The sequence below is a fragment of the Mycobacterium sp. NTMscope_MAC_269 genome, assembly GCF_976985695.1.
The window spans coordinates 1,632,176-1,646,996 of the sequence record NZ_OZ335668.1 but is presented as its reverse complement, the minus strand read 5'-3'; the positions used below and the strand labels follow the sequence as shown (position 1 = coordinate 1,646,996).

The following is a 14,821-nucleotide window of genomic DNA, read 5'->3' as shown; positions in this document are numbered from 1 at the left end:
CACCGATGAGCACCGCGCACACCCCACGTCCGATCGCGGATTCCACAGTCGCGGCGCTGACGAAAATCGTTGAACGCAACCAGGTCTGGAGCCGCATGGCGGCGAAGTACGGGGTCGGTAACCCGGTACCGCCCTGGCAGACGAGTCTCGACGGCATTTGCGATGCAATCGACCAAAGCCCCTGCGGCGCACAGGTCCTCGGATTTGCCGAGCGGCGTGACGACGAGGACGCGCTGTCGGCGACCGTCTACGCCGGACTGCCCTACCCGGAGAACCGGCTCGTCGCCTTGGCCCACTCCCTCGTCGCGCGCGGCGTCATCGACGAATCCGAACTCGAGGCAAGGCTGACCGCCGTGCGGACCAGGCTGGAAACCTGAGCCACGCCGGCGCGCCACGACGGGCCCAGCCCCTGGTTACCGTGGCCGATTATAGGTTTCCTGCGACGATGCGCTAGGCTGGCGACAACGTTGGCTGAATCGCATTACCTGCCAACACCGTCGTGGAACGCTTCCTCATCCCACTGGTGCCAGTCCGAAGATCGCGCTGGGCACCTCGATGACCGTGCATCCGCACTAGCTTGTCTCGCGGCGATCGATTTTGCCATCCGGCAATCTCGCCACCTTCGTGCCGTCGCCCGCGGGACCACCTCGTCCCCGACGCGGCACCACCGATGCCTGAAAGGCACCGAAAAGTGACTACCGACAAGACTTTCGCCGATCTCGGCGTGGGCACACACCTCGTCAGCGCGCTCGCGGCGCGCGGCCTCACCCATCCCTTCCCGATTCAGGTGGTGACCCTGCCCGACACCTTGGCTGGCCGCGATGTCCTCGGCCGCGGGAAGACCGGCAGCGGAAAGACTCTCGCATTCTCGATCCCCTTGATCAGCCGCCTCCCGCGCGGAAACCGGCGCCCCGCACGCCCGTCGGGACTGGTGCTCGCCCCGACCCGCGAGCTGGCGACGCAGATCACCGCCACGCTCGAACCGTTGGCGGCGGCGTGCGATCTGAGGGTCACCACCATCTTCGGCGGCGTCTCGCAGACCCGTCAGGAGGCCGCATTGAAATCCGGCGTCGACGTCGTGGTGGCCTGCCCCGGCCGGCTCGAGGATCTGATGAAGCAGCGCTTGATCAGCCTCGACGCGGTCGAGATCACCGTGATCGACGAGGCGGATCACATGGCCGATCTCGGTTTCCTGCCCGGCGTTACCAGGATCCTGGCCGCGACGCCGAATGACGGTCAGCGCCTGTTGTTTTCGGCGACCCTGGACAATGGCGTCGACAAGCTCGTCACGCGGTTCCTCCGCGACGCGGTGCTGCACTCCGTCGACGAGGCCAACTCCCCGGTATCCGAGATGACCCATCACGTGTTCCACGTCGACAGCACGCAGACCAAGAAGGAGCTGGTGCACCGGCTCGCCTCCGGCACCGGGCGCCGGATCCTGTTCATGCGCACCAAGCACCAAGCGCGAAAGCTCGCCAAGCAACTCACCGAATCGGGCATTCCCTCAGTCGACTTGCACGGCAACCTGTCTCAGCCGGCGCGCGAACGCAACCTGGCGAGGTTCGCCGCGGGCAGCGCCCGGGTGCTGGTGGCGACCGATATCGCCGCGCGTGGTGTGCACGTCGACGAGGTCGAGCTTGTCGTGCACATCGACCCTCCCAGTGAGCACAAGTCCTACCTGCATCGGTCCGGGCGGACCGCGCGGGCCGGGAGCGCCGGCGACGTCGTCACAGTGGTGCTGCCCGAGCAACGCCACGACACCCGCGCGCTCCTGCGCAAGGCCGGCATCCAGGTCGCTCCCCAGCAGGTGACCGCGACCTCGGATGCGGTGCGGGCGCTCGTGGGCGAGGTCGCGCCCTACCAGGCCCCGGCCCCGTCGAGTCCCCCTGCGCAACATCGGTCCAATCCCGGCGGGCAGCGGCGCCGCCGCAACAGCAAGCCGCCGAGGAAGAACCCGGCCCGCGCCGAAACCGCGACACCGCAGCGCGGCGCCACCGCGACAACGCACCGCGGCACCACCGCGACGCGGCGGGTGGATCGGCGCCGCGCGAGCCGCGCGCAAGGAAGCGCCGGATAAGACCGCAACGGGTCAGCCGCGCGCCAGCAGCCAGGCCTGGCCCTCCCCCTCGCCGGCGGCGACGGGGTCCAGTTCGGCGAATGCGGCGGCCAACTCGCCGCGCACCGCGCGAAACGGACCCGGCGACGCCCCCACCTCGCTGAGCACGGCGATCGCCAGCAGCCCGCCGGGCGCCAGGCGCTCGATGATCGCACGGTCGAGGCGACGGTCACGGAACCTGCAGCACAGGATGACATCGGCGGGTGCCCCCGCCGGCAGACCGCCGTCGAGATCGACGACGTCGAAGCGACAGCGGTCGGCCACCGCGGCACGCCGGGCCAAATCGCGCGCGTGGGCGACCGCCACCGGGGAGATGTCCAGCCCCAGCACGTGCAGGCCCCGCGACGCCAACCAGACCGAGCCGGTTCCCTGCCCGCAGGCCAGGTCGAGCGCCGTGCCGGCGGTGGGAAACTCCTGCGCGTGGCGCGCGAAAATACCCGGTGGCGCAACCGAATCCAGCGCCGGCGGTGCCTGCGCCGCGTACCGCTCGTCCCATCGGCGCCGGTCCGAATCACCCATACGCGACACTCTAGGACCCGGGTTTCTTCTGGACAGCTGTCTGTTATTGGCATCGCACAGGCAATTCGACCGCGGTGAACGGTAGTTGTTTGGGGGCGAGCCCCCTTCCTACACTGGACGGGTGTCCAAAGAGACGCCGTTCCCGGCCGTTTCCGCCCGCGCCGCCGCGGGTGCGGCCCGCAGGTCGGATCGCCGCCCGGGCCAGACGATTCGCAAAGTTCTCGATGCCGGGTTGGAGGAATTGCGCGAATCGTCGTACGCGAACCTGACGATGCGGGCCGTGGCGACTCGCGCCGGGGTGTCCCCGGCCAGCGCCTACACCTACTTCCCGTCGAAAAGCGCGCTGGTCGCGGCGGTGTACCTGCGCTTCCTGCGCGACCTGCCGCTGCACACGGACGTCAACGAGACGACCAAGACCCGCGTCAGCGCCACGCTGCGCGCCATGGCGGTGGTCGTCGCCGATGAGCCGGAGTTGACCGCCGCCTGCGGCGCGGCCTTGATGGCCGACGACCCGGCGGTCACGCCACTGCGGGAACAGATCGGCGAGGAGGTGTCCAGGCGGATCGGTGCCGCGTTGGGCCCGGGTTGGCCGCGCGCGGTCAAGTCCACGCTGCAGATGACCTTCTCCGGCGCGCTGATGACGGCCCGATTCATCAGCTTCGCCGAGATCGCCGGACAGCTCGACGAGGCGGTCAACCTCATCCTGGGCGCCTCGGTGGCGTGAAAACGGCGGCGGCCCACGCTCATTGGTTCGCTGTGCCGCGTAACTAGCCGGTAGCGGCGAGCTTTCGGGATGGGCGCCCCGCCCGCAGGAACTGACCGAATCGTTCCTTGCCCAGCGCCGGCGCCGCCTTGCCCGCGCCGAACGCGAGTTTCCCGGAAACGAGCACGGCCGTGACCGTTTCGTCATTGCGGTTGACCATGCGCGACAACCCGCCGTAGGCCTCGACCGGATGTTCGGCGTAGCGGTCCAGCGACTCGTCGAGCTTGTCGGGATCGATGACGACGATGTCGGCGCGGTCACCCTCGCGCAGCGTGCCGGCGTCGATGCCGTACCAGTCGCCGAGCTCACCGGTCAGCCGGTGCACGGCGTGCTCCATCGAGATGAACGGCCTGCCGGACTTCTCGGCATCGCGCGCGTGCCGCAGCAGGCGCAGCCCGGAGTTGTAGAACGCCATGTTGCGCAGATGCGCGCCCGCATCGGAGAACCCCATCTGAACGGTCGGGCTCTGGGCCATCTTTTGGAGCACCTCGGGGCGGTGGTTGGAGATCGTGGTGCGCCAGCGCAGCTTTTCGCCGTGTTCGACCACCAAGTCGAGGAAGGCATCGACCGGGTGCAGCCCGCCGCGTTCCACGCCGACCTGCCCGAACGACTTGCCGACGACGGAGTCATCGGGGCAGGCCACGATTTCGGCATCGAAGAAGTCGCGGTGCCAGACCCGCGGCCCGAATTTGCTGTCGTAGTCCTTGCGGAACGTGCGCCGGTACTGCTCATCACGCATGAGCGCATTGCGCTCGATCTCGGTCTGCAGGTGCAGCGCCGCGGCACCGGAGCCGAACTCCTCGAACACCACCAACGAGATCCCGTCGGCGTAGACCTCGAACGGTACCGGCAGATGCTGCCAGCGGAAGTTGCCGCCGAGGGCGTTGACGACGCGGGCGAGCCGGTCCATGACGTGAATGACGAACGGGATGGCCTTGATGTCGGCCGCCGACAACAGGCTGGTCTTCAGCCGCGGCCGGCGGAACCCGAGCGACGTCAGCAGCTGGGAGACCACCGACAGCGGGTTCTTGATGTCCGGGCCGGACTGCAAAATTTTGTCGCGCCTCCGCAGGATCGCGTTCAGGCGGCGCAGCTCGCGCGACGACGCGTACGTCGACGGCAGCGTGCGCGATCTGCACACCTCGCCGTCGAGCTTGTCGAACAGCAGCTGCTGCGACGACATCCCGACGAACCCTTCGTCGAGCGCGTCGTTGAGCATCGATTCCATGCGGGCGAGTTCCGCTGCGGACGGCCGGACGTCCTTGCGCGTCGCCCGGTCCAGGCCCATCGTCGCGGCGCGCAAATCGGAGTGGCCGATGAACGCCGCAAAGTTCGGGCCCAGATTGCGGCGTTCGAGTTCGGTCACATATTCCGCCGGGCTGGTCCACGACCGCGCCGCGTCGAGGTGCTCGATGACGTAGCGCCGCGGAATCGCTTCGACCCGGCCGAAGATGTCACCGGCATCGACGCTGTCCAGGTAAACGGTGGACAGCGAACACGATCCCAGCATCACGGTCGTCACACCGTGCCGTAGCGATTCGGAAAGTTCGGGCGCGCAAAGTATTTCGACGTCATAGTGCGTGTGGATGTCGATGATGCCGGGGATCACCCATTGGCCCGTCGCGTCGATGACGTCGGCGCCGGTCGTGTCGAGCGGCCCCTCGGCGATGGTGACGACGCGCCCGTCGCGCACCCCGATGTCCCGCAGGGCCGAAGGTCCTCCAGTCCCGTCGAACCAGCGCCCGTTCGTGATCACGGTGTCGTACTGCATCGGTCGGCCTCCCACGGTCTGGATCCGCAGTGATCATACATACTGGACATAGTGTCTGGCCACGTTATCGCCCCGCGACGCGAGGGTTAGCCAGCAACGCCGGCGTCGCGGCGGACGCTATGATCCAGCTGTGGGGATCACCGCCTACCGGTTTGCCGTTGGCTGATCATGCGCAGTCACGGTTGGGCAGGAAACACGCCGGCTTCCGATGCCGAGGCGATCGAGCGCATCCTCGACGCCGCCGACAAGATCATCGACGAACGCGGTTCGGCGCTGCGGATCGCCGACGTGGCGCGGGCGCTGGGCGTCACCCGCCAGACCGTCTATCGATACTTTCCCGGAACCCAGGCCTTGCTGGTGGCCTCCGCGATGCGTTCGGCCGACGGTTTCCTCGATCGCATGGCGGCCCATCTCGACGGTGTCACCGACCCGGTCGTGGCGATCACCGAGGGAATGGCCTTCGCCGTCGAGGAGCTGGCCACCGACAATCAGGTCGAATTCGTGCTCAACCAACGCCATCACGGCGGCCAGAAGGTTTCGATCATCTCCGACACCGCTCTGGCCTTCGGCCGGTCGATGCTGCATCGCTATGACATCGATTGGGAGCGTTACGGTTTCGACGAGGCCGGCCTGGACGAGCTGAACGAGTTCTCGCTGCGGGTCCTGCATTCTTTTCTCGCCGACCCGGGTCGGCCGCCCCGTAGCGGCGCCGATCTGCGGCGCTATCTCACCCGCTGGATCGGACCGGCGATCGCCTACCCGCAGATGGTCCGCGCGATGGATGCGCTGGGCACCGCCGAGCCGCCGCGAACGCGTCGGCGCTCGCCAAAAGCGTCCTGACCGGACCGTCGGAGCCGCCCTGCGGTCGGGCCCCAACCGCGGACCAGCGGACATATCCATTAAAATGGATGGTCACGACCCGCCGAGCCGACGCTCATCGCGCCTCCGTCGCGGTGCCGATCATCGCGTGCACCTGATCCACCGACCACGGTCCGGCCAGATGGTGGTCGCGGTAACCCAGCAGGCGAGGCGTCTGGCGGTCGAAACTGCCGACGAAACCGCCTGCGGCGACGAGGATCTGGCCGGTCACGTCACGGGCCAGGTCGCTCGCCAGGTAGGCGTAGACCGGGGCCACGAATGCCGGCGGGGCGCTGTCGAGCGAGGCCCGCATGGTCATCTCGTCGAGCAGCCCGCGCCGGTGCAGGTCTTCGATGTGTCTTTCGTACTCGACACCCGTCGACAGGCGCGTCCGGGCGCCCGGGCACACCACGTTGGCCCGGACGCCGTGCGGCTTCAGTTCGGCGGCGATGGCCATCGTCAGGCCGTTGACGGCGCCTTTGCCCGCCGGGTAGCCGGTCCCGCCATAGTCGCCCAGAAAGGCCACCGAACTGGTGTTGATGATGGATCCGTGCCCCTGCGCGGCCATGACCGCAGCGGCCACCCGGCACGTGTGAAACGCCGTGCCCAGGTGGGCGCCGATCAGCCGGTCGAACTCGGCCGCCGAGATCGTCAGGATCGACGAGCCTGGCGGCTCGGCGATGCCGGCACAGTTGATCAGCGTGTCCAGCCGCCCGAACGTGCCGACGCACGCGTCGATGAGCGTTCGGGCCACCCGCTCGTCATCCGCGGCCCCCACCACCGCGGTGGCACGCCCACCCGCCGCGCCGATCGCGGCGACCGTCTCCTCCACCGCGTCCCCGTCACGCCCGTTGACCACCACGCCGGCGCCCAGGCTGCCCAGCAGTTCAGCGACCGCGCGTCCGACGCCACGGCTACCACCGGATATCGCCACACCGCGCCCGTCCAGCAGGGCGTGCGCACCATCCCCGCTCACCGGGAACTCCGGCAGGTGGCTACCCCGCGTTCGGCGTAAAGCGTTGCGCGCGAATCGCTCTCGGCATTTGCGCGAAGCGTACCGCTCGCGGGGGTGATGGACATTAGGCGAACGATACCGAAACGAGGATTGAAGCCGACAGTCTCACGGCCACCCCGGCAGCAGTCCGCGCCCGAACCGGGGTGTTTGCGCCGGTTGCCTACCCGCTACCCCGCTGGGGGCAGGGTTCGTTGGCTGCTCACCAGCGCACCTGCAACCGGGTCGCAATCAGCGGGCGTGGGGCGTGTTTTTCGTTTGCCGACGAGGCCGTGGCCCGCGGCGTCGGGCCGGGCGCGGGTGGCAACACCGCAGCTCGATGCGGCGCGCATATTCCAGCGCATCGGCGCCGCCAAACGGACGAAGCGTTGCTGAGCCGCCGGGAATACACAACGGAAACAGTTAAGTGATGGAACGAACCCGCCGCCGGAACCGATCGCCGGGCGATGCGCGGGGGCGTATAGTCTCCACTGAAGTCCGTTTTCGGACCTGTCGCCGTTTAGCTCAAAGCGGCCAGTCAGCCCCACGGCTACTGAGCTCGGTACTGGTTCCGGCGATCACAGCCCCGAGAGTCATCTTCCCGTTGGTAGCGCGTGTGCGGTGGGCGAACGACAAGTCCTGCGGATCAGGATGCAGTGGAGGCGACTGTGCGGATTTCCGCGATGTCTTTCTGCATAGACTCAGGAAAGTGAGTCAGCAATGCAAACTTGTTCTCGCGCAGGTGTTTACACGATTTATCGAGTGAACACAGGGTGCGCCACCCGATGACCAACACGATTGCCCCTACCCCTCCGGCGGCGGCGCCGGCCAGACGTTCCGACGATTCATACGATGACGTCGTCGACATGTTCGTGGCGCTGCATCAGATGCCGGCCGAATCGCATGAGTACGCCCGCCAGCGCGAACGCATCGTGGACCGATGCCTGCCGCTGGCCGACCACGTGGCCAGCCACTTCGCCCGCCGGGGCGAAGGTCTCGAGGATTTGATTCAGGTCGCGCGCCTGGGCCTGATGAACGCCGTCAACCGGTTCGACCCCGCGAAGGGCCCCAGCTTCATCGGGTTCGCGGTGCCCACCATGATGGGCGAGGTTCGGCGTTACTTCCGCGACTACAGCTGGGGGATGCGTGTCCCGCGTCGGCTGCGTGAACTGCACGTGCAGATCAGCAGGGCCACCGCCGATCTCGCCCAGCAGCTCGGGCGCGCACCCAACGCCGGCGAACTCTCACAGATGCTCGAGGTGCCGCGGGAGGAGATCGTCGAATGCCTCGTCGCGGGTGATGCCTACCGGCTCGATTCCCTGGACGCGCCGCTGGGCGCCGATAGTTCCGGAACATCGCGCTCGGTGGCCGACTCGGTGGGCGACATCGATCCGCAGATCGAGCACATCACCAACCGCGAGGCGCTGCGCGTGCTCGTTGCCACCCTGCCGGCGCGCGAACGCGAGGTCTTGCACATGCGGTTTTTCGAGTCGATGACGCAGAGCCAGATTGCGGAGCAAATCGGGGTGTCGCAGATGCAGGTCTCGCGCATCCTGGCAAACACGTTGCGCTGCCTGCGCGACCAACTCGAGTAGCCCGTCCGGCTCCCACCAGTACGCTCCGCGGCGTCGGCCGCCGCGGGGCAATGTACTGTGCGATTCGAAGGACGGCCCCGACGTAGTCGCCGGGAAGACCTGGAAGGGAGCTCGATGCGATGAGGATGTCACGAGCGCTGATAGCGGGTGTTGCGGCGACGACGGCGTTGGCGGTATCGGTGGCCGGTTGCGGCAACAACAAGCAGCAACCGTCGGCCTCGAAGACCGGATCCGCTACCTCGGCAACCTCCGCCACCAGCAGCCCCGCGGCACCGCCGTCATCGTCGGCGGCCCCGGCACAGCCCAACGAGTACGCCAAGCTGCTCATCCAGGCGAGCGACATCAACGCGCCGGTGCCCTTTACCGCCGCTCCGCCCACGAACAATCCCAATGGGCAACCGGGCGTGGCGACAACCTTCAAGGACGACGACGGCAGCCATGCCATCAAGGTCACCATCAGTGTCTACGACGACCCCGAAGCGGCGACGAACGCGCTGAACGCGGCCAAGGGCCAACAGGGCGGTGTCATCAAAGACCCGACCACGCAACCCTCGAACGTCGGCACCGGCGGAACGATGCTGATGGGCAACGCACCCGACCGCAGCAAGGGTGTGGTGGTCCTGCTCTTCACCGAGGGACGGGCGCTCGCCACGCTGCAGTTCGACGGCCCGACGGACACGCTGGCCCCACCAGATTTCGTCGGCGATGTCGGCCAGAAGCAGGATGCGGCCATCAAGAAGGGTCTCGGCGGCTAGGCGGCGCGCGAACCGCAAACCAGGGATGCCATGAACGTCATCAACGGGATGCCGGCTCACGCGCTATTGCTGCATTTCGTGTTGGTGCTCGTTCCGCTGACCGCGGTTCTCGAGATCGTGTGCGGGCTGTGGCCGGCCGCCCGGCGCGGGCAACTGATGTGGCTCACGCTGATTTTGGCGGCGGTCACGCTCGTGTTGACGCCCATCACCGTCAACGCCGGAGCGTGGCTCTATGACCGCCAGGCCAACCCCAGCCCGATCCTGCGCGAACACGCCGCCCGGGGCGGCGTCATGACCTACTTCTCCGCCGCCCTGCTCGTGGTCGCCGTCCTGCTCATCGCGCTGCGCGTCATCGAGCGCCGCTCCGATCGGCGCCGCGTCGTACTGCACGTCCTCGTCGCGATCGTGGTGCTCGCGACCGGCGTCGCGTCGACGCTCCAGATCTACCGCGTGGGTGATGCGGGCGCCCAAGCGGTCTGGGGCGGCTAGGCGTGCTCTGAGGGGCGGTGTCGATCGAGTTTGCCCAGTCCGGTGATCTCCAGGCTGACCGACTTACGTTGTCCGGCAGCGCCAAGCATGAAAAGCATGTCGGCGACCGGTGCGCCCAACCAAAACCGCCAGAACCTTCTGCGGAAGATTGTCCAGGCGTAGCTTCCGCCCCCGATCGTCCAATGCAACGCCATCGTGATCAGGTAGTACACAGCGCGTTTCGGGCGCGCGGTAACCATCTCGAGATTCATCTCCCACGCCTCGAGACCCCAAGCGCGGTACCGCCATTGCAACTCGTACTTGTTCTGGAACTCGTAGAACGCCAGCATTTCGCCATTCGTGACGAGATATTCGTCAAACACAAGGATCGATCCCTCGACGAAGCGATGCTTGCAGGTTTCCAGCGCGTGCAGGCAGCTCTCGTACGTATCCAGATCCATATGGAAAAGCCTGATGGGGGCGCCGGGCCGGTCGGCCAGGAATGGGGCCAGCGTGTCGTAGGTGCTTCCCCTGACGAACTCCACCTTGCGGCCGAGCGCGTCAGGCACGCCGTCGTGCAAGCTGACGCCGGTGTCCCGCAGGAACCGCTTCGCCACCGGGTCCGCCAGTGAAAAGGTCCCGCGCTTGATGACGGTGTGGTCGTCGATTGGCCAGTCCTCGACGAGTCCCGAAAAGGTGTCGAATCCGTACACCGTGCGGTCGGAGGCGTCGGAGATGAGCCGCGTCGACCACCCGGCCCAGACGCCTAGGTCAAGCAGCAATTCGTCGGAGTTGCCGCGGCTGGGCGGCGCCAGGCGCGAGGCCTCCCACAGCAACGTGTGGCCCCCGATCTTGCACTGACGCAGCTCGGTGAGCGTGCGGTCGATAAACGAGCGGTATGCAGCGTCATAAATGTCGATGTCCCGCGCATACAAATTGGGGATATACCGACCCCGGCCCTTATAGACCAAGCGCGCGCACAACAGCGACAGAACAATCGCGGCGACCCCGATGAGGAGAACTGGCTTGAAGTAGCATGCCGCAAACGCAATGAACGCGATGCCGATAAGAATCGCTTTCCATATGCGGTGAAGCCCCGTCCGATCCACGGTCCGCGTGTCGATTGCGACCACCGGTTAGCCTCCCGATTTCTCGTCCGGATTACACATCGCAGGACCAATTTCGTCAAGGGGCGGTGGCACGGTTCCCACGCGGTACGCCGGTAGCAGGGCTTTTGTGGCGTTAGCAGCCGTGCATGACAGCGTCCGACCTGCCCGGATGCGGAGATCCGCTTTCCCGATCAACTAACCGGCTTGGCGAGGACGAAATTCGCCGACGGCAGCGCCGCGAATTCGAATTCGACGGTCTTCCGATGCCCCCGGCCGCGGCGGGCTTAGAGAACGATGTCGGCGAAAAGAATCTGGCGATTAAGAAGGGCCCCGGCGGCCGGATGTCGGCGGCGCGAGCGTCGTCACGATCAGGTGAGCGGCGTCAGAAGAAACAGCCGGAATTGGCGCCGGCCGGCGAGATCTTGCGCCACCCGATAGTTCGGCCAATGATCCAGCACCGCGCCCCAGGCATCGTCGCGCTCCGCGCCACCGAGCAGCCGCACCTTCGCCACGAATCGCCTGCCTCGCCTGCGCGCGGTGACCCGTTGTGCTGCTTTGAGATTCGCCGACCACGAGGGGTGGCTGTCTCGCCCCCAGTTCGATCCGACCAGCAGTAGGCCGGCGCGAAAGGGGACGTACTGCACCGTCACGCTGCGGGCAAGCCCCGTCTTGCGGCCCGCGGTCGTGATGCGCACGTTGGGCAGACCGACGAGGTCCAGGACGCCGAGCCGCCCGCTCGTCGCGAACCGAAGCAGCGACTCGAAGCGTTCGACGATCGGCGGTCCGCTGCGCATCAGCAACCGGTAGACCGTCGGGTTGCGGGCCACCCGACGCAGCGGATTCATGCGGCGACTGTATTCGTCGGGGGCCGCATCCGGGCGTCGGGCCGATGAAATATCCCTGACGACCCGGGTATCGGGACGACGCGCCATTTCGCGGACCACGACTAAATAAACTGCTTGATTTAATAAGGCGGCCGGTGTTCACTGAGGCGATGACCGCCGAGCGGATTGCTCGTTCCGAAAGGTCGACGGGTACCCGAGAGGCGCTCTTGTCGGCCGCCGAAGTGTTGTTTGCCGAACGCGGCATGTATGCGGTGTCGAACCGGCAGATCAGCGAAGCGGCCGGGCAGGGCAATAACGCCGCGGCGTGTTATCACTTCGGGAGCAGGGTCGACCTGTTGCGCGCGATCGAAGCCAAGCACCGCGAGCCGATCGAGGAGTTGCGCGCGCAAATGCTGGTCGCGGTCGGTGACTCCGCCGAGCTACGGGACTGGGTGGGCGCGTTGGTGCGCCCGCTGACCGATCATCTGTCCGCGCTGGGCAGCCCGACCTGGTACGCGCGGTTCGCCGCCCAGGCCATGGCCGATCCCACGTATCGCCACGTGGTCACCAAGGACGCGCTGGCCTCGCCGTTACTGGTGCGGACGCTCGACGGGATCGACCGCTGCCTTCCCGAGCTACCCAAGCGGGTGCGTTCCGAACGAATGGTGATGGTGCGCAACCTGTTGATGCACACGTGCGCCGAGCACGAGGGCGCGTTGGCCGAGCACGGGCCGCGATCTCGTTCGGCCTGGCCGGTCGCCGGCGAAGGGCTGATCGACGCGATCGTCGGTCTGTGGCGTGCGCCGGTCCACGTGGCCGCGGCCGGCGGCCAGCCACCACCGACGACGACCGCGCAAGCCGACCACTGAGGAGCACGATGACCGAAGGATCCACCGCCACCGATATCCCGGAGTTTCCGCTGACGCGGGCGCCGGGGTGCCCGTTCGCCCCGCCTCCGAAGGTGTTGGAGCTCAATGCCGACAAGCAGTTGAGTAGGGTGCGGATCTGGGACGACAGCACCCCGTGGCTCATCCACGGCTACGACGCGATCCGCGCGCTGTTCACCGATTCCCGCACCAGCGTCGACGACCGCCTGCCGGGCTACCCGCACTGGAACGAAGGCATGCTGGCCACGGTGCACAAGCGCCCGCGCTCGGTGTTCACCTCCGATGCCGAGGAGCACACCCGTTTTCGCCGGATGCTGTCGAAACCGTTCACGTTCAAGCGGGTTGAAGCGCTGCGGCCGGCGGTGCAGAAGATCACCGATGACCACATCGATGCCCTGCTGGCGGGTCCGAAGCCGGGCGACGTCGTCAGTGCCTTGTCGCTGGCGGTCCCCTCGCTGGTTATCAGTGAACTGCTCGGCGTGCCGTACGAGGACGCGGAGTTCTTCCAGACACACGCCCAGCGCGGCGTGAGCCGCTACGCGACCGAGGAGGACACCGCCCAGGGCGCCGCCTCGCTGGCCAAGTATCTGGCCAACCTGGTCCGGACGAAAATGCAAAGCCCCTCAGAGGATTTGGTGTCCGACCTCGCCGAGCGGGTCAACGCCGAAGAGATCAGCGTGCGCGAGGCCGCGCAACTGGCCGTCGGCGTGCTGATCGCGGGTCACGAGACCACGGCGAACATGATCAGCCTGAGCATCGCCGCGTTGCTCGAGCATCCCGATCAGCGGAAGCTGCTGTGCGACACCGATGATCCGAATGTCATCGCGACCGCGGTCGAGGAGCTGATGCGCTACTTGAGTATCATCCAGACCGGCCAGCGCCGAATCGCCGTCGAGGACATCGAGATCGGCGGCGAGACGATCCGCGCCGGCGATGGCATCATCCTCGACGTCGCCCCGGCGAATTGGGATGAGCGCCAGTTCCCCAACCCGGATCGCCTCGATCTGCTGCGTGAGGACGGCCCGCACGTCGGATTCGGCTACGGTCGCCACCAATGCGTGGGACAGCAGTTGGCCCGGATGGAATTGCAGATCGTCCTGCCCACGTTGCTGCGCCGCGTCCCGACGCTGCGGCTTGCCGTGCCGCTGGACGAACTTCCGTTCAAACACGATGCGTTGGCCTACGGCCTCTACGAGCTGCCCGTGACATGGTGAAGCCCGATCTCGCGCTGAGCGTTCCCGATCTGCGCGGCAAATTCGCCGTCGTGACCGGGGCCAACAGCGGTTTGGGCTTCGGCCTGGCGAAGCGGCTGACCGCGGCGGGCGCCGACGTGGTGATGGCCATCCGCGACGGGGACAAGGGCGAACGCGCGGTCGCCGACATCCGGCGAGACGTACCGCAGGCCAAGCTCACCATCAGGCAGCTCGACCTGTCGTCGCTGGAAAGCGTGGCGGCGCTGGGTGAACAGCTCACCGCCGAGGGGCGTCCGATCGATGTTCTGGTCAACAACGCCGGCGTCATGACCCCGCCGCAACGGCAGCAGACCCGCGACGGTTTCGAATTGCAGTTCGGGACAAACCATTTAGGCCACTTTGCGTTGACCGGGCGGCTGCTCTCGTTGCTGCGGGCGGCGGAGTCCGCGCGGGTCGTCACGGTCAGCAGCCTGGCCGCGACCCAGGGCAAGCTCGACTTCGACGACGTCAACGCGCAGCGTGGCTATAAGCCCATGCATTCATACGGGGTCGCCAAATTGGCGCAACTGATGTTCGCCGTCGAGTTGGATCGGCGCAGCCGCCAGGGTGGTTGGGGGTTGATGTCCAACGCCGCCCACCCCGGCCTGACCAAGACGAATCTGCTCAGCGGCGCCTCGTACGGCCGCGCGAAGCCGACATTGCAGGCCCGGTTGACGCAACTGACCTGGCGCGTGATGCCGTTCATGTGGCTCAACGTCGACGAAGGCATCAAGCCGACCCTGTATGCCGCGGTGTCCCCGGATGCGCAGGGTGGCAAATACTACGGCCCGCGCGGCTTCTACGAAACGGTCAGGGGCGGAGTCACTTTCGCGGGCGTCCCGCGGCTGGCGCGCAGCGAAACCGATATGCGCCAGCTGTGGCAGCTTTCCGAACAGCTCACCGGCATCCGCTATCCGGATTGACATCAGAAAG

Annotated in this window: 15 protein-coding genes; 10 read left to right on the top strand and 5 right to left on the bottom strand. The window is 67.0% G+C overall.

Annotated elements, in window-relative coordinates:
• Positions 1-5 precede the first annotated feature (5 nt).
• Both ACZ50Z_RS07700 and ACZ50Z_RS07695 read left to right on the top strand, forming a co-directional pair.
• Positions 6-377, top strand: a complete 372-nt coding sequence (locus ACZ50Z_RS07700) for a thiocyanate hydrolase (protein WP_464483011.1) — start codon at positions 6-8, stop codon at positions 375-377.
• Between the two features lie 314 nt (positions 378-691).
• On the top strand, positions 692-2,077 hold the full coding sequence (locus ACZ50Z_RS07695) for a DEAD/DEAH box helicase (protein WP_464483010.1): 1,386 nt from the start codon (positions 692-694) through the stop codon (positions 2,075-2,077).
• 12 nt (positions 2,078-2,089) lie between these two features.
• Here the strand turns inward: ACZ50Z_RS07695 and ACZ50Z_RS07690 are convergent, their stop codons facing one another.
• Positions 2,090-2,635: a class I SAM-dependent methyltransferase gene (locus ACZ50Z_RS07690; RefSeq protein ID WP_464483009.1), complete on the bottom strand. Its 546-nt coding sequence runs from the start codon at positions 2,633-2,635 to the stop codon at positions 2,090-2,092.
• 121 nt (positions 2,636-2,756) lie between these two features.
• Here ACZ50Z_RS07690 and ACZ50Z_RS07685 point away from each other — a divergent pair, with 121 nt between their 5' ends.
• Positions 2,757-3,359 carry a TetR/AcrR family transcriptional regulator gene (locus ACZ50Z_RS07685; protein ID WP_464483008.1) on the top strand — a complete coding sequence of 201 codons (603 nt, stop codon included), beginning with the start codon at positions 2,757-2,759 and terminating at the stop codon, positions 3,357-3,359.
• Positions 3,360-3,402: 43 nt separating this feature from the next.
• On the opposite strand, the gene ACZ50Z_RS07680 is transcribed toward ACZ50Z_RS07685, so the two are convergent.
• Complete coding sequence (locus ACZ50Z_RS07680) at positions 3,403-5,169, bottom strand: N-acyl-D-amino-acid deacylase family protein (RefSeq protein WP_464483007.1); 1,767 nt, start codon at positions 5,167-5,169, stop codon at positions 3,403-3,405.
• 168 nt (positions 5,170-5,337) lie between these two features.
• Between ACZ50Z_RS07680 and ACZ50Z_RS07675 the strand changes: the two genes are divergently transcribed.
• On the top strand, positions 5,338-6,009 hold the full coding sequence (locus ACZ50Z_RS07675) for a TetR/AcrR family transcriptional regulator (RefSeq protein ID WP_464483006.1): 672 nt from the start codon (positions 5,338-5,340) through the stop codon (positions 6,007-6,009).
• Between the two features lie 94 nt (positions 6,010-6,103).
• On the opposite strand, the gene ACZ50Z_RS07670 is transcribed toward ACZ50Z_RS07675, so the two are convergent.
• Entirely contained in the window at positions 6,104-7,003 is a 900-nt protein-coding gene (locus ACZ50Z_RS07670; protein WP_464483005.1) for an SDR family NAD(P)-dependent oxidoreductase, read from the bottom strand.
• A gap of 800 nt (positions 7,004-7,803) precedes the next feature.
• On the opposite strand from ACZ50Z_RS07670, the gene ACZ50Z_RS07665 reads away from it, so the two are divergent.
• From ACZ50Z_RS07665 to ACZ50Z_RS07655, 3 genes are all read left to right on the top strand, one after another.
• The gene (locus ACZ50Z_RS07665; protein WP_464483004.1) at positions 7,804-8,613 is read left to right on the top strand and encodes a SigB/SigF/SigG family RNA polymerase sigma factor; all 810 of its coding nucleotides are present in this window, start codon (positions 7,804-7,806) and stop codon (positions 8,611-8,613) included.
• A gap of 119 nt (positions 8,614-8,732) precedes the next feature.
• A complete protein-coding gene (locus ACZ50Z_RS07660) occupies positions 8,733-9,368 on the top strand; it encodes a hypothetical protein (protein ID WP_464483003.1) in 636 nt (211 codons plus the stop codon).
• 30 nt (positions 9,369-9,398) lie between these two features.
• Positions 9,399-9,857: a DUF2231 domain-containing protein gene (locus ACZ50Z_RS07655; RefSeq protein ID WP_464483002.1), complete on the top strand. Its 459-nt coding sequence runs from the start codon at positions 9,399-9,401 to the stop codon at positions 9,855-9,857.
• On the opposite strand, the gene ACZ50Z_RS07650 is transcribed toward ACZ50Z_RS07655, so the two are convergent.
• Positions 9,854-10,969, bottom strand: coding sequence for a class I SAM-dependent methyltransferase (locus tag ACZ50Z_RS07650; protein ID WP_464483001.1), 1,116 nt, complete (start codon positions 10,967-10,969; stop codon positions 9,854-9,856). The genes ACZ50Z_RS07655 and ACZ50Z_RS07650 overlap by 4 nt on opposite strands.
• Positions 10,970-11,313: 344 nt before the next feature.
• Positions 11,314-11,790, bottom strand: a complete 477-nt coding sequence (locus ACZ50Z_RS07645; protein ID WP_464483000.1) for a nitroreductase family deazaflavin-dependent oxidoreductase — start codon at positions 11,788-11,790, stop codon at positions 11,314-11,316.
• A 134-nt stretch (positions 11,791-11,924) separates the two neighbouring features.
• Here ACZ50Z_RS07645 and ACZ50Z_RS07640 point away from each other — a divergent pair, with 134 nt between their 5' ends.
• Genes ACZ50Z_RS07640 through ACZ50Z_RS07630 form a run of 3 tightly spaced genes read left to right on the top strand, consistent with a single transcriptional unit; the run spans position 11,925 to position 14,811 of the window.
• Positions 11,925-12,638 carry a TetR/AcrR family transcriptional regulator gene (locus ACZ50Z_RS07640; protein WP_464482999.1) on the top strand — a complete coding sequence of 238 codons (714 nt, stop codon included), beginning with the start codon at positions 11,925-11,927 and terminating at the stop codon, positions 12,636-12,638.
• Between the two features lie 8 nt (positions 12,639-12,646).
• On the top strand, positions 12,647-13,870 hold the full coding sequence (locus ACZ50Z_RS07635) for a cytochrome P450 (RefSeq protein ID WP_464482998.1): 1,224 nt from the start codon (positions 12,647-12,649) through the stop codon (positions 13,868-13,870).
• Positions 13,864-14,811: an SDR family oxidoreductase gene (locus ACZ50Z_RS07630; protein ID WP_464482997.1), complete on the top strand. Its 948-nt coding sequence runs from the start codon at positions 13,864-13,866 to the stop codon at positions 14,809-14,811. The genes ACZ50Z_RS07635 and ACZ50Z_RS07630 overlap by 7 nt, the downstream gene beginning before the upstream one ends.
• Positions 14,812-14,821: the final 10 nt, after the last annotated feature.